The sequence below is a fragment of the Synechococcus sp. YX-04-1 genome, from assembly GCF_030546365.1.
GTDB lineage: Bacteria > Cyanobacteriota > Cyanobacteriia > PCC-6307 > Cyanobiaceae > Parasynechococcus.
Window position 1 is genome coordinate 298094 of sequence record NZ_JAUONZ010000001.1, and the last position, 12728, is coordinate 310821.

Annotated in this window: 15 protein-coding genes and 1 tRNA gene; 7 read left to right on the forward strand and 9 right to left on the reverse strand. The window is 59.7% G+C overall.

Annotated elements, in window-relative coordinates; translation table 11 throughout:
* The first annotated feature begins 48 nt into the window (after nt 1-48).
* The 5 genes from Q3Y53_RS01490 (at nt 49) to Q3Y53_RS01510 (ending at nt 4255) form a co-directional block, all read left to right on the forward strand.
* Nucleotides 49-867, forward strand: a complete 819-nt coding sequence (locus tag Q3Y53_RS01490; protein WP_303532077.1) for a thiazole synthase — start codon at nt 49-51, stop codon at nt 865-867.
* A gap of 92 nt (nt 868-959) precedes the next feature.
* On the forward strand, nt 960-1133 hold the full coding sequence (locus Q3Y53_RS01495; RefSeq protein WP_303532079.1) for a photosystem II assembly protein Psb34: 174 nt from the start codon (nt 960-962) through the stop codon (nt 1131-1133).
* Nucleotides 1134-1207: 74 nt separating this feature from the next.
* On the forward strand, nt 1208-2404 hold the full coding sequence (locus tag Q3Y53_RS01500; protein ID WP_303532081.1) for an NAD-dependent epimerase/dehydratase family protein: 1197 nt from the start codon (nt 1208-1210) through the stop codon (nt 2402-2404).
* 13 nt (nt 2405-2417) lie between these two features.
* Complete coding sequence (locus tag Q3Y53_RS01505; protein ID WP_303532083.1) at nt 2418-3578, forward strand: glycosyltransferase family 1 protein; 1161 nt, start codon at nt 2418-2420, stop codon at nt 3576-3578.
* Nucleotides 3575-4255, forward strand: a complete 681-nt coding sequence (locus Q3Y53_RS01510; protein ID WP_303532086.1) for a sulfotransferase — start codon at nt 3575-3577, stop codon at nt 4253-4255. Before Q3Y53_RS01505 ends, Q3Y53_RS01510 begins: the two co-directional genes overlap by 4 nt.
* Here Q3Y53_RS01510 and mrdA read toward each other — a convergent pair.
* The 6 genes from mrdA to cbiD are packed head-to-tail and all read right to left on the reverse strand — an operon-like array spanning nt 4224 to nt 10457.
* Nucleotides 4224-6050: a penicillin-binding protein 2 gene (gene mrdA, locus Q3Y53_RS01515; protein WP_303532087.1), complete on the reverse strand. Its 1827-nt coding sequence runs from the start codon at nt 6048-6050 to the stop codon at nt 4224-4226. The two genes, Q3Y53_RS01510 and mrdA, sit on opposite strands and share 32 nt — an antisense overlap.
* On the reverse strand, nt 6047-6430 hold the full coding sequence (locus Q3Y53_RS01520) for a hypothetical protein (RefSeq protein WP_226424746.1): 384 nt from the start codon (nt 6428-6430) through the stop codon (nt 6047-6049). The genes mrdA and Q3Y53_RS01520 overlap by 4 nt, the downstream gene beginning before the upstream one ends.
* Before the next feature lie 9 nt (nt 6431-6439).
* Entirely contained in the window at nt 6440-7051 is a 612-nt protein-coding gene (locus Q3Y53_RS01525; protein WP_303532089.1) for a hypothetical protein, read from the reverse strand.
* A 57-nt stretch (nt 7052-7108) separates the two neighbouring features.
* Nucleotides 7109-7732, reverse strand: coding sequence for a sulfotransferase (locus Q3Y53_RS01530; RefSeq protein ID WP_303532091.1), 624 nt, complete (start codon nt 7730-7732; stop codon nt 7109-7111).
* Nucleotides 7732-9318: a glutamine-hydrolyzing GMP synthase gene (gene guaA, locus Q3Y53_RS01535; RefSeq protein ID WP_303532094.1), complete on the reverse strand. Its 1587-nt coding sequence runs from the start codon at nt 9316-9318 to the stop codon at nt 7732-7734. Before guaA ends, Q3Y53_RS01530 begins: the two co-directional genes overlap by 1 nt.
* Before the next feature lie 32 nt (nt 9319-9350).
* Nucleotides 9351-10457 carry a cobalt-precorrin-5B (C(1))-methyltransferase CbiD gene (gene cbiD / locus Q3Y53_RS01540; protein ID WP_303532097.1) on the reverse strand — a complete coding sequence of 369 codons (1107 nt, stop codon included), beginning with the start codon at nt 10455-10457 and terminating at the stop codon, nt 9351-9353.
* 38 nt (nt 10458-10495) lie between these two features.
* Between cbiD and Q3Y53_RS01545 the strand changes: the two genes are divergently transcribed.
* Together Q3Y53_RS01545 and Q3Y53_RS01550 are read left to right on the forward strand one after the other, a co-directional pair.
* Nucleotides 10496-11644 (forward strand): alanine--glyoxylate aminotransferase family protein, encoded by a 1149-nt coding sequence (locus Q3Y53_RS01545; protein ID WP_303532100.1) that lies wholly within the window; start codon nt 10496-10498, stop codon nt 11642-11644.
* Between the two features lie 32 nt (nt 11645-11676).
* Nucleotides 11677-11748 (forward strand) — tRNA-Gly (locus tag Q3Y53_RS01550).
* A 21-nt stretch (nt 11749-11769) separates the two neighbouring features.
* Here the strand turns inward: Q3Y53_RS01550 and Q3Y53_RS01555 are convergent.
* From Q3Y53_RS01555 to Q3Y53_RS01565, 3 genes are all read right to left on the reverse strand, one after another.
* On the reverse strand, nt 11770-11991 hold the full coding sequence (locus tag Q3Y53_RS01555) for a hypothetical protein (protein ID WP_226424740.1): 222 nt from the start codon (nt 11989-11991) through the stop codon (nt 11770-11772).
* Between the two features lie 109 nt (nt 11992-12100).
* Entirely contained in the window at nt 12101-12319 is a 219-nt protein-coding gene (locus Q3Y53_RS01560; protein WP_226414611.1) for a hypothetical protein, read from the reverse strand.
* A gap of 38 nt (nt 12320-12357) precedes the next feature.
* Complete coding sequence (locus Q3Y53_RS01565; RefSeq protein WP_303532106.1) at nt 12358-12681, reverse strand: chemotaxis protein; 324 nt, start codon at nt 12679-12681, stop codon at nt 12358-12360.
* Nucleotides 12682-12728 lie beyond the last annotated feature (47 nt).

Genomic DNA, 12728 nt, shown 5'->3' on the forward strand with positions numbered 1-12728 from the left:
TGACGATGGATGATGAAGGAACGGTAGGCCCTTTTGCTCAGACGCGTCATGGATTCGCCCTCCCCCTACTCCGACCCCCTAACCATTGGCGGACGCCAGTTCAACAGCCGCCTGTTCACGGGAACAGGCAAATATCCATCCATGGGATCGATGCAGCAGAGCATCGAGCGATCCGGCTGTGACATGGTCACCGTGGCTGTGCGCCGGGTGCAGACCGTTGCGGCAGGCCATGAGGGCCTAATGGAAGCGATTGATTGGCAGCGGATCTGGATGCTGCCCAACACGGCGGGCTGCACCGATGCTGAAGAAGCGGTGCGCGTCGCCAGGCTTGGACGGGAGCTCGCCAAGCTGGCGGGGCAGGAGGACAACACCTTCGTAAAGCTGGAGGTGATTCCCGACTCCCGACATCTTCTGCCCGATCCGATTGGCACCTTGAACGCTGCAGAACAATTGGTGAGAGAAGGGTTCACGGTGCTGCCTTACATCAATGCAGATCCCCTGCTGGCCAAACGGCTGGAAGAAGTCGGGTGCGCCACGGTGATGCCTTTGGGCTCTCCGATCGGCTCGGGCCAGGGGCTCAACAATGCCGCCAACATCGGTTTGATCATCGAAAACGCCAAGGTGCCGGTGGTGGTGGATGCCGGCATCGGTGTTCCAAGCGAGGCGGCACAAGCCCTCGAAATGGGCGCCGATGCCGTCCTGGTCAACAGCGCCATCGCCCTGGCCGGCGACCCCGCAGCCATGGCCGAGGCCATGGGCCAGGCGGTGATGGCCGGACGGACCGCCCACCTCTCTGGGCGCTTGCCGCGAAAGGATCAGGCCTCTGCCAGCTCACCGACCACGGGCCTAGTGCAGTCACCCCGATGAAGTGAAGAGAGATGAAGTGAGGTGAAGCCTGCTTCACAAAGGCAGGCAATAAGCATTTGGACTCATAAGGTCCGACCAGTCGCATTGGACCCATGTCGGTCACCACGGAAGACGGCGGTCGTCTCAACGCCTTCGCCAAGGAGCCACGAATGGAGGTAATGGACATCGCCTCCAGCCAAAGCCGCAACCGGAGCTCAAAGATGATGCTGGTGACCGGTGGATTGCTGGTGGCCGCCATGGTGGCGGTGACCGTCGCCATCAGCTGAGAGAGTTCACACTGAAAATCCCTGTAGTAGCTTGCCCGGAGTGAGCATCACGCTCGTTCCAGTAGGAGTTTGGGGTGAAAGTTCTCGTTCTCGGCGGTGACGGCTTCTGCGGCTGGCCCTGTGCGGTGAACCTGGCGGATCAGGGCCACGATGTTCTGATCGTGGATAACCTCAGCCGTCGCAAGATCGATATCGACCTTGAAGTTGAGTCGCTGACTCCGATCGTGAGCATCGGCGAGCGCCTCAAGGCCTGGGAGGAGACCGGCGGCAAGCCGATGCGGTTTGTCCACATGGACATCGCTCATGAGTACCAAAGGTTGCTGGATCTGCTGCTGGAGGAACGCCCGGATTCGGTGGTCCACTTCGCGGAACAGCGAGCCGCGCCCTATTCGATGAAGAGCAGCGCCACCAAGCGCTACACCGTCGACAACAACGTCAACGGCACCCACAACCTGCTGGCCGCCATCGTTGAAAGCGGGCAGGACATCCACGTGGTGCATCTCGGCACCATGGGCGTCTACGGCTATGGCTCCCACCGCGGCGCCACCATCCCCGAGGGTTACCTGAAGGTGGAAGTGCCCCAGCCCGACGGCAGCCGCTTCGAGGAGGAAATCCTCCACCCGGCAAGCCCCGGCAGTGTCTATCACATGACGAAGACACTCGATCAGCTGCTCTTCCTTTACTACAACAAGAACGACAAGGTCCGCATCACCGACCTGCACCAGGGCATCGTCTGGGGAACCAACACCGATGCCACCGACCGTGACCCGCGGCTCACCAATCGCTTCGATTACGACGGCGATTACGGCACAGTGCTGAATCGCTTCCTGATGCAGGCTGCGATCGGCTACCCGCTCACCGTGCATGGCACCGGTGGCCAGACCCGCGCCTTCATCCACATCCGCGATTCCGTGCGCTGCGTCCAGCTGGCGCTGGAGAACCCTCCGGAACAAGGGGAGCGGGTGAAGATCTTCAACCAGATGACCGAAAGCCATCAAGTGGGCGAACTGGCCAAGAAGGTGGCCGCTATCACCGGCGCTCAGGTCAACAACTTGCCCAACCCCCGTAACGAGGCCGTTGAGAACGATCTGATCGTGGACAACCGCTGCTTCATCGAACTGGGCCTCAACCCCACCACACTCGATGACGGCCTGCTGAAGGAGGTGGTGGAGATTGCCACCCGCTATGCCGACCGTTGCGACCGCAACCGCATCCTCTGCACCTCCGCCTGGACCAAAACCCAGGCCCAGGCCATCGGTACCGCATCCTGATCGAACTTCATCCTTGAAAGTCGCCTTCTTCACCGAAACCTTCCTGCCGAAGGTCGATGGCATCGTCACCCGTCTGACCAAGACGGTGAAGCATCTGGTGGACGCCGGCGATGAGGTGGTGGTCTTCTGTCCTGAAGGCTGTCCGGATGAGTACATGGGTGCACGCCTGATCGGCGTGCCGGCGATGCCACTGCCGCTCTATCCCGAGCTCAAACTGGCCTTGCCACGCCCAGCGGTGTCGGAGGCGATCGATGCGTTTCAGCCGGATCTAATCCACGTGGTGAACCCGGCGGTGCTGGGTCTCGGCGGCATCTGGCTCGCGAAGAACAAGGGCATTCCTCTGGTCGCCAGCTATCACACCCATCTGCCCAAATACCTCGAGCATTACGGCTTGGGAATGCTGGAGCCGCTCCTGTGGGAAATGCTCAAAGCCGCCCACAACCAGGCCCTGCTGAATCTGTGCACCTCCACCGCCATGGTGAAGGAGCTCAGCGGCAAGGGCATTCAGCACACCGATCTGTGGCAGCGGGGCGTCGACACGGAGTTGTTCCGTCCCGAACTGCGCAGCACGGAACTTCGCCAGAGGCTTCTCGGGGGGTATGACGACCGCGGTGCCCTGCTGCTCTACGTCGGTCGCCTTTCCGCAGAGAAGCAGATCGAACGGATCCGCCCCGTTCTGGAGGCCTTACCCGATGCACGGCTGGCCCTTGTGGGGGATGGTCCCCACCGCCAACAACTGGAAAAGCACTTCGAAGGAACCGCCACCACCTTCGTCGGTTATCTCGCCGGGGAAGACTTGGCAGGGGCCTATGCCAGCGGCGATGCCTTCCTCTTCCCCTCCAGCACAGAAACGCTGGGGCTGGTGCTCTTGGAAGCCATGGCGGCAGGTTGTCCCGTGGTCGGCGCCAACCGTGGCGGCATTCCCGACATCATTAGCGACGGCGTTAACGGCTGCCTTTATGAACCCGATGGCTCGGATGGCGGCGCTGCAAGCCTGATCGAGGCCACCCGCCGTTTGCTCGGGAACGACCTGGAACGACAAGCTCTGCGCACTGCAGCCCGTGCCGAAGCCGAGCGCTGGGGCTGGGCAGGTGCCACCGAACAACTGCGTACGTATTACCGCAAAGTGCTGTTAAAAGGTGTTGACCAGGAAGAAAATCAAAGCGCAGCATGAATCCCATCCACAAGGCAACTCAAAGTAAAGTGGTGAATAGAAAAATCTTTTGCATAGGATTCAATAAAACTGGTACATCGTCTCTCCATAAAACCTTCTTAGAACTAGGCCTTAAATCAATACATAACACTGAATGGACTCACTTAAGCAGAAAAAAACCTCTAATCCAGACAGATTTCAAATATCAATGTTATTGCGATGGATCTAGATCAGATTTTATAGCCTTAGACAAAGCTTTTCCAGGGAGTTTGTTTATTTACAATCATAGAGAAGAAAAATCATGGCTCAAATCAAGGGTAAAGCATGTTTTAAGACTAAACAGCACGCCAGAACCAAGTCAAGCAATTCATCACCCAACACTTGGATGGATGGCGAAAGACTTTTTCACAAATCCTGAATTATCAATCACCAAATGGATTGCCGAATACAGGATCTACTCAACACAAGTAAATGCTTACTTCAGAGGCAGAAAAGACTTTCTTTCAATAGACATTACAAAAGAAAATGATTATGGCCAAGTTTTAATCAAATTTTTGAATAGCAATAAATTCAATTATTGCCACAATGCACGAGCATTTACTTTCCTTGAAAACACAAGAGACGAATCTAGATTGATCCAAGAACAACTAACTAAATACTATTTTCTCATCGAAAAGATGGTAGATCTGTACTCCTAGTAATTCTTGTTTGCTTGGAAATGTTTTCCCACTCCGCCAGCACCTTCTTGGCCATCGGCAGAGCATGCACCGATCCACCTCCAGGGGTGTTTTGGGCAAAGGCCACCACCACGATCTTGCCGTCCGGATAGGGGGCATAACAGCCGAACCAGGCGTGATCTGGACCTCCCGTGCTGTCCTCTGCCGTTCCCGTTTTGCCAGCCGCCGGAGGAATACCAGGCCCATTGAGGCCAGCACCAGTGCCGGCCTCCACCACTTTGCGCAGGCCCTCCCGGATCGTCTGCAACGTTGATGGCCTCATCGCCACCTTGGTGCGGTGCTCGGGGCTCAGCCAGTCGATGTCACCGGCGGCGAGATGCGGCGTCACCAACCAACCGCCATTGGCGAACACCGCATAGGCGCGAGCCAGCTGCAGGGGGGTGATCTGCACCACGGACTGACCGATGGAGGCACTGGCCATGTCCTCTGGAATCCAGGGGCTGGTACCGGGATCGGTCCAGCCGCGGCCACGGGCGGCCCAATCTTCATCCCCCACCAACCCGACGCTCTCTTCCCAGCCGATCTCAATGCCGGTTTTCTGCTGAAAGCCCAACTGATCAGCGGCCTGTTTCAGCGCTTTGGAGCCGACTCCCACTCCCACTTGGTAGAAAAAGGTGTTGCTGGAAAAGCGCAGGGCATCGACATAGCCGATGTGACCGAAACCAGCCCCGTTGTGATCCGGGAAGCAGTGGCCGCCATAGGTGATGCAGGCCTTGGTGTGAAGCTTGGTGTTGGGCGGAAATTTTCCGGACTCCATGCCGGCCATCGCGGTGACCGGCTTCCAGGTGCTGCCGGGGTCATAGGGATTCATGGCCCGGGACAGCAACGGTTTCTTCGGATTGGAGAAGAGGGCGTCGTACTCCTTCTGGGTGGTGATCAGCTTGGAGAAAAAGTTCGGATCAAAGCTGGGACGGCTGGCCAAAGCCAACACGGCACCCGTGGCCGCCTCCAAAGCCACCACAGCGCCACCGGGCTTGTCCGCCAGCGCCTGCTCCGCCACCCGCTGCAAATCCAGATCGAGGGTGAGCACCAGATCCTTTCCTGCTTGGGAAGGTCGATCGCCCAGGTTGCGCTGCACTTCGCCCATGGCATTCACCTCGAGCATCTGGCCGCCCCATTTGCCGCGCAGATGGCGCTCATAGGCGGCTTCCACACCCGTGCGACCAATCCGGTCGCGGATCTTGTAGCCCTTCTCCGACAGGATTTCGAATTCATTTTCCGTGATCGGCTGGGTGTAACCCAGGGCATGGGCCGCCAGGGTTCCGTTGGGATAGGAGCGCAGGATGTCGACATCCACCTGGGCGCCCCGCAACCCAAGAGCCTGTTCACGGAAGCGCAGCACCTGTTCGGGCTTGAGATCCAAGGCCAACGTGGTGCGGTAACCATCCCGATCCAGGCCCTTCTGCCGGCGCTGGTCGAGCAGATCAGGCTTCAAATTCAGCAGCCGTGCCAGGCGATCCCGCAGATCAGGCCAGTCGTCATCGCTGACCAGACGCGGCTCGAGATACAAGGAATAGGTGAGTTTGCTGGTGGCCAGCACCCGGCCTTTGCGATCGAGCAACCGACCGCGGATCGGCGAGCGTGGCACCAGACGGATGCGGTTTTCGTCCGCTAGTTCGCGAAAGCGCGACCCCTCCAGCAGCTGCATCCAGACAAGACGGCTGACCATGGCACTGCAAAACAAAAGCACCAACAGCAGCAGAACAAGGGGTTGCTGACGCAGACCGGTCTGACGCTGCTGGGCGGAACGGGTCATTCCTGTTGCTGCGCTGGCAAGCGACGGCGCAACTCCTCAAGGCGCTCTTCAATCCGCCGCAGGGTTGGCAGCAGGTCATCGGGGCCGTCCTGTTCAACCGTTGCCGGTTCGTCGACAGAGATCGAAACCGGCATCACCGGATTGCCCAGTCCGGGGCTCACGGTGTCCAGCTGTTCTCGTACGTCGCGCGCCACGGGCTCACCCTCCTGACGCAAATCAGCGATGGGATCTTCCGACCCCGCCGTAAACACCTCCACCACTTTGCCGGGACCCCCCTGCCGAGCCCTCTCAAGTACGGCCAGCCCAACAGGAAGCACGTCCTGCATCAGTGAGAGACGCAACTGGTCGAGCGGGTTGTCGGAGGTGGAATCAGCGGCCATGGGGCCAGATCAACGAACCCCAGTCTGTCCCGAAGGAAGCGCCAATGTCGGACAAGCTGAACGGTCCGCCGCCAACGACCAGCCCATCACCCCACTGAGCACCATCAACATCGCCACAGGCACCAAGGCTTTCTGGGTGGTGTCCAGCAGAATCCACTCGCGCCAGGCACGCCAGAAGCGGCTGCGCTCAAAGCGCCGATTCTCACGGGTTTCATCGCGCTGACGCCGCCGGATCACCTTGTCCACCCAACGCTCGAAGGCCCGTTTCTTGGTGATCGTCATCTTGCGTTCCACCTCGAGCATCTGCCCGGAACCCAGCTCGGGATGGAAGGTGCTGATCAGCTCAAGGCTCTTGAGGAACATCTCCACAGCGCCATCGTGGACTGCGGTGGCGTGATCATCCAGCTGACCCCAGTCGAGTTCGGGGTAAAACCGGCTGCGATTGGCGGTGATCTGATCCTCCGTCAGCTGTCCGGGCTCCCGCAGCCAGCGATCGGTGTTGCTGTCGAACCGCCGCCAATAGAGGAAGGGGTTCAGATAGATCGTGCGGCCACCCAGCTGAATGCTGTCCTGCTGCAACCTGCGCTGCAGCTGAACTTCCTGCTGTTGTGTCGCCGTCATATCCCAAAGGCCGGTGGCCCAAGGTATCGGTGATGCAGGGCCGTCGCCAGCCGTGAATCAGCTTGCGGCCTGCGCAGATCGCGCGCCGGCATGGGGCAACACCTTGCCGCGGATCCTGTAGCCCCGACGCCTGAGAAAACGGCAAAGAGCGGCCTGCTCGGACGGCACGCTGATGTTGAACGCGAAGAAATTGCTGCGTCCTGCGAAATAGCGCTTCAGATCGAGGTCATGGCGCTGCCAGGCCTCCTCCCAGTGCTGACGCAGGTCCTCCAGCGTCAATGAGGGATCGTCATAGGCCCGACGCATCCGATCCAGGTAGGCACGGGCGTACTTGCCCTTGCGGTGATTCATGCGTGAGTCGACCCAGCGGCTCACGTCGCGCGTGTTGTAGATGAAGCAGGAGCCTGGATACTGCAGATCCAACAGAGGGAAGAGGCGGTAGGCATAGAACTCGCCGCAGAGTTCCATGTCCGTGTAGCCGCAATAGCCATCCACACCATCCAGCAGCGGCTTGGAAAAGGTGAAGTTGGCCTGAATCCGGCGGGCCAGGCGACCTTTGTCGTAGTGGATCGAGCTGTAGCCGTTCTTCCGCAACAGCTTGTGGAACGACCGGGTGCCGCACTTGTTGTGACCGATCAAAAAGATGCGGCCCGGTTTGGGCCGCATCCAAACCCACGCCATCACTCCCACTCGATCGTGCCGGGAGGCTTGCTGGTGATGTCGAGCACCACCCGATTCACCCCCTTCACCTCATTCACGATTCGATTGGAGATGGTCTCCATCAAGTCGTAGGGAAGGCGGGACCAATCGGCGGTCATGCCGTCCTCACTGGACACACATCGCAGCACGATCGGCCAGGCATAGGTGCGTTTGTCCCCCATCACACCGACGGAACGCACCGGCAGCAGCACAGCAAAGGCCTGCCAGATGTCGTGATACAGCCCTGCTTCCTTGATTTCCTGGCGAACAATCAAGTCGGCATCACGCAGGCAATCCAGCTTCTCGTCGGTGACTTCACCCAAGATGCGGATGGCCAGACCAGGCCCCGGGAAAGGATGGCGGCGCACGATCTCCTCGGGCAGGCCGAGGCTGCGACCCACCTTGCGCACTTCATCCTTAAACAGCTTGCGCAGGGGCTCCACAAGCTTGAACTGAAGATCCTTGGGAAGACCACCCACGTTGTGGTGGCTCTTGATCTTCACCGCAACCCGTTCGCCCGTCTTGGGGTCAACGTTGGTGCCAGCGCTTTCGATCACATCGGGGTAAAGCGTGCCCTGGGCCAGGTAATCGAAGGGTCCGAGCCGTTTGCTCTCCTCTTCGAAGACCCGGATGAACTCGGTGCCGATGATCTTGCGCTTCTCTTCCGGATCGGTGATGCCGTTCAGCTTGCCGATGAACCTCTGGCGAGCATTGATGTACTCCACATGGATGTTGAACTTCCGATCGAAGAAGTCCATGAGGAACTCGGGCTCACCCTTCCGCATGAAGCCCTGGTCGATGAACATGCAGGTGAGCTGATCACCGATCGCCTTCTTGAGCAGGAAGGCGAGGGTGGAAGAGTCAACTCCTCCGGATAGAGCCAACAGGACACGTTTGTCGCCCACCTGCTCCCGAACCAGGCCTACGGCCTCATCGATGAACGCCGCGGTGGTCCAATCGGGATCACAACCGCAAACGTGATAGACGAAATTGCGGATCAAAGCCATGCCGCAGGTGGAATGCACCACCTCGGGATGGAATTGCACGCCGTAGAGCTTGCGCTGAAGGTGCGCCACCGCCGCCTCCGGCGTGTTGGCGGTGTGGGCCAAGCGCACAAACCCCTCCGGCAGTGCTTTTACCGAGTCGCCATGGCTCATCCACATCGTCGAACCGTTGTCGACATTGGTGAGCAGATCCGTCGGGTCATCCACTTCGAGGGGCGCCTTGCCGTATTCGGCCTTACCCATGGCAGCCTCAACAACTCCACCGAGCTGTTGCACCATCAGCTGCATCCCGTAGCAAACCCCCAGCACGGGAATGCCCAGATCCCAGATGCCGGGATCGCACAAGGGCGCATGTTCGGCATACACGGAACTGGGGCCACCGCTGAGGATGATTCCCTTCGGAGCTATGCGTCGCAGCTCCTCCGCCGAAGTGCTGTAGCCGAGCACCACCGAAAACACCTCGGTTTCCCGCACGCGCCGAGCAATCAGCTCCGAATACTGGGAGCCGAAATCAAGAATGACGATGGCCGGCTGACGCTGAGTGTCGGACGAGGGCTGGGACATCGATCCTGGGAGGTATCGCTCGCTGACGAGCGTCAATCCCTCAATGTAAAGAAGCGCTTCTCCCCCTCCGGTCCCCACCAACGCAGGGTGCGGCTGCGGTCGAACAGGGCAGTACCAATCCGCATTGACCACGCGCCGTAGCGGGCCACATAGGACTGGCTGCGCTGCTCCACCATCGCGGCCAGATGCTGGCCGATGGCCCTGGCTTGATTGGCATCCAGTTCCTGAAAGGCCTCCTCAACGGAGGCGGCGCCGCGCAGTTGCAGCATCTGAGCCGCCGATAAGCCGGCATCCAGTCCCAGGGCCACCAACACCTCCAGACGGCCATCGGCCAGGTGGTGATGGGTGTGAAAAATGCCGCCGGCCAGCTTGATCAATTTGCCGTGGTACCCCAGCAGCAGCAGATCACGAACACCAGCCTCCGCCGCGGCCACTAACACCGGCCCCACCCAGTTCCCCACCTTCAGCACGGGTCCGAGACCCTGCTGGCGGGCCAGAGCCAAGCCGTTCTCACCAATCACCAGAACGAGGCGTCCCTGAAACGCCGGATCCGCACCGAGCGCCCTCAGGTCTGCCAACACCTGTTGCAGTTGATCCGGTGCAGCGCTGCGCTGCACCTCCGCCTGGGTGCCGATCAAGGCCAAACCATCCACAACGCCGAAGGCAGCATTGCTAGTGCGTTCGGCCAGGGTGCGGCCCAGCGGAAGAATCGGCTGCACCAGCAAGCCCCGACCGAGCGGCAAGAGGGGCAGCAGATTCCGCTCCAACAGCTCACGGGCAAAACCGGAGAGGCAAACGTCGCCCTCAGGCCCAAAACGACCCACCCCTTCTCCAGCCTGCAGCTGGAGCACCGGCTGTGATGCGGCGATCCAAGCCACCCGAACCCAGACCTCAAGATCCCGGGTCAGATCAAGGCCTTGCCCAGGATCACAACGGCTGATCCCCAGGGCCTGACCATCCGCCAAGGGTGCTGCCGAACAAACCGGCACCTGCAACGACGGTTGATCCGCCGCCTGATCTAGACGCTGCTCAGCGTTGAACGGCTCGCCAAGCAACACCTCCAGGGCCGCCTTGGCCGCCGCCGCCACCCACACCGGCAGGGTCAATCCAGAGCTGGAGGGGGCGATGGAACCGGACAAGCTGTTTTCTAGAGTCGCCGATTGGCATCCCCCGCGCCATGCAGGACAAGCTCACCCTGATGATTCCGGGCCCCACCCCGGTGCCGGAAACGGTGCTGAAGGCCATGGGTCGTCACCCCATCGGCCACCGCAGCGGGGAGTTCCAGGCCATCGTGCGGCGCACCACCGAACAACTGAAGTGGTTGCACCAGACGACGAGCGACGTGCTGGTGATCACCGGAAGCGGAACCGCTGCCATGGAAGCGGGAATCATCAACACCCTCAGCCGCGGCGACAAGGTGCTCTGCGGTGACAACGGCAAGTTCGGCGAACGCTGGGTCAAGGTGGCCCGCGCCTACGGACTGGATGTTGAGGTGATCAAGGCGGAGTGGGGCCAGCCCCTCGATCCGGAGGCCTTCCGCTCGGCATTGGAAGCCGACAGCGCCAAAGCGATCAAGGCCGTGATCCTCACCCACTCGGAAACCTCGACAGGGGTGATCAATGACCTGGAGAGCATTGCCCGTCACGTGAAGGCCCACGGCACCGCGCTGACCCTGGCGGACTGCGTCACCAGCCTTGGTGCCACCAACGTGCCGATGGACGAGTGGGGACTGGATGTGGTGGCTTCAGGCGCACAGAAGGGCTACATGCTTCCTCCAGGCCTGAGTTTTGTGGCCATGAGCGCACGGGCCTGGGAGGCCTACGAGCTCTCCGATCTGCCCAAGTTCTATCTGGATCTGGGCCCCTACCGGAAAACAGCTGCGAAGGACAGCAACCCCTTCACCCCGGCAGTGAACCTCTACTTCGGCCTGGAAGCTGCTCTGGAGATGATGCAGAAGGAAGGCCTAGAGGCGATTTTTGCCCGCCACGCCCGCCATCGTGCCGCCGCCCAGGCGGGCATGAAGGCAATGGGCCTGCCCCTGTTTGCTGCCGAGGGTTGTGGCAGCCCGGCGATCACCGCCGTGGCTCCCGAAGGCATCGATGCAGAACAGTTGCGCAAAGCCGTCAAAGAGAAATTCGACATTCTTCTGGCTGGAGGACAAGACCACCTGAAAGGTCAGGTGTTCCGCATCGGCCATCTCGGCTATGTCTGCGACCGGGATGTTCTGACCGCCGTCGCTGCGATTGAATCCACCCTTCAGTCCCTTGGCCTGCACAAAGGCAGCATGGGAACAGGGGTCGCTGCAGCCTCCGCTGCTCTTGGCTAAAACACAGGTGGCGAGAGCGATCTCGCCCCTTTGCGGGTGTAATTCAGTGGTAGAATGTCAGCTTCCCAAGCTGAACGTCGCCGGTTCGAGTCCGGTCACCCGCTTGAACAAATTTCAAACACTTATCAAGTGCGAGGCTTGATGAGCTGAAGAACCTGGGGGCCGGCAGATCCAGCACGGCGTTCATGACCCAAGGCCTGCAAGATCAACGAACCTGCCTCATTAATTCGGCCATCCTCAGCACACTGTCGAGCCTTAGCGAACAAGTCTTGCGCAACTGATTCGTGATCCTGACGTTGTTGAGCAGCCGTCTCAAATTGTTTTGTTTTCGTAAGCGTCAGGATCAACTTCGAATTCCCTTATCAACAAAAGAGTAGCTCTAATTGATATTTAGACCATCTCACACGCGATCTGCGGAGTTGCCGAACGACAACTGTTCAATTCTTCGGGTTCAGCTCAGGTACCAGGTTCTTCAGCATTGCCCCCCAGATCAGCAATCCGATCCCGCAACTGAGAGCAGCGGCGTTGATCGCCTTTCGCTTCAGCGAGGGCGAGCGCGAACTCCAGCTTCTCGAGCTGATGCCCACCTTCAAGGAAACCTGAACGGGTCCAGATGGTCATGCCGTGCAAAGTGCGTGAAGCGCAAGCACTAGAGGCAGGGATGGTGATAGCCATAGTTGCCTTTCTTTTTATTTTGGCACCGCGCGCCACCCCTACGCGACATCGCGACTCGCTTCTGTTTCGTCCTCCTGACCCCAGGCATGGTTCTGAGAGGACTCTTCAGTCATTTCAGCCTCTGACATCGGAGCTGTGCTCTCCAACAGTTCACGCGTTTCCCGCAACAGAGCTTCAACGCCCTCGAGAGTGGAGATCTCTTCGTCCGGGACAGCATTCAGATCCTTCTGCTGCTGGCGCAGTTGGAGCTCAAGCGCTTCCTGACGCTGTTCCAGTTTCACCAAGCGCTGCGATAGAGCCGTGATGGTTTGAGCGAGATCTTCCGCAGTGCGGGTGATCCGAAAGGACACGGAGGACGTCATCACCGAAAAGCTGATGGTTGCGCTGATGACAACACAGGAGCGCCGCT

Bases quoted from the DNA above. Each gene is read 5' to 3' on its own strand.
- Q3Y53_RS01490 (WP_303532077.1), top strand. From the start codon at position 49: ATGGATTCGCCCTCCCCCTACTCCGACCCCCTAACCATTGGCGGACGC.
- Q3Y53_RS01495 (WP_303532079.1), top strand. From the start codon at position 960: ATGTCGGTCACCACGGAAGACGGCGGTCGTCTCAACGCCTTCGCCAAG.
- Q3Y53_RS01510 (WP_303532086.1), top strand. From the start codon at position 3,575: ATGAATCCCATCCACAAGGCAACTCAAAGTAAAGTGGTGAATAGAAAA.
- mrdA (WP_303532087.1), bottom strand. From the start codon at position 6,050: ATGACCCGTTCCGCCCAGCAGCGTCAGACCGGTCTGCGTCAGCAACCC.
- Q3Y53_RS01520 (WP_226424746.1), bottom strand. From the start codon at position 6,430: ATGGCCGCTGATTCCACCTCCGACAACCCGCTCGACCAGTTGCGTCTC.
- Q3Y53_RS01525 (WP_303532089.1), bottom strand. From the start codon at position 7,051: ATGACGGCGACACAACAGCAGGAAGTTCAGCTGCAGCGCAGGTTGCAG.
- Q3Y53_RS01530 (WP_303532091.1), bottom strand. From the start codon at position 7,732: ATGGCGTGGGTTTGGATGCGGCCCAAACCGGGCCGCATCTTTTTGATC.
- guaA (WP_303532094.1), bottom strand. From the start codon at position 9,318: ATGTCCCAGCCCTCGTCCGACACTCAGCGTCAGCCGGCCATCGTCATT.
- Q3Y53_RS01545 (WP_303532100.1), top strand. From the start codon at position 10,496: ATGCAGGACAAGCTCACCCTGATGATTCCGGGCCCCACCCCGGTGCCG.
- Q3Y53_RS01560 (WP_226414611.1), bottom strand. From the start codon at position 12,319: ATGGCTATCACCATCCCTGCCTCTAGTGCTTGCGCTTCACGCACTTTG.
- Q3Y53_RS01565 (WP_303532106.1), bottom strand. From the start codon at position 12,681: ATGACGTCCTCCGTGTCCTTTCGGATCACCCGCACTGCGGAAGATCTC.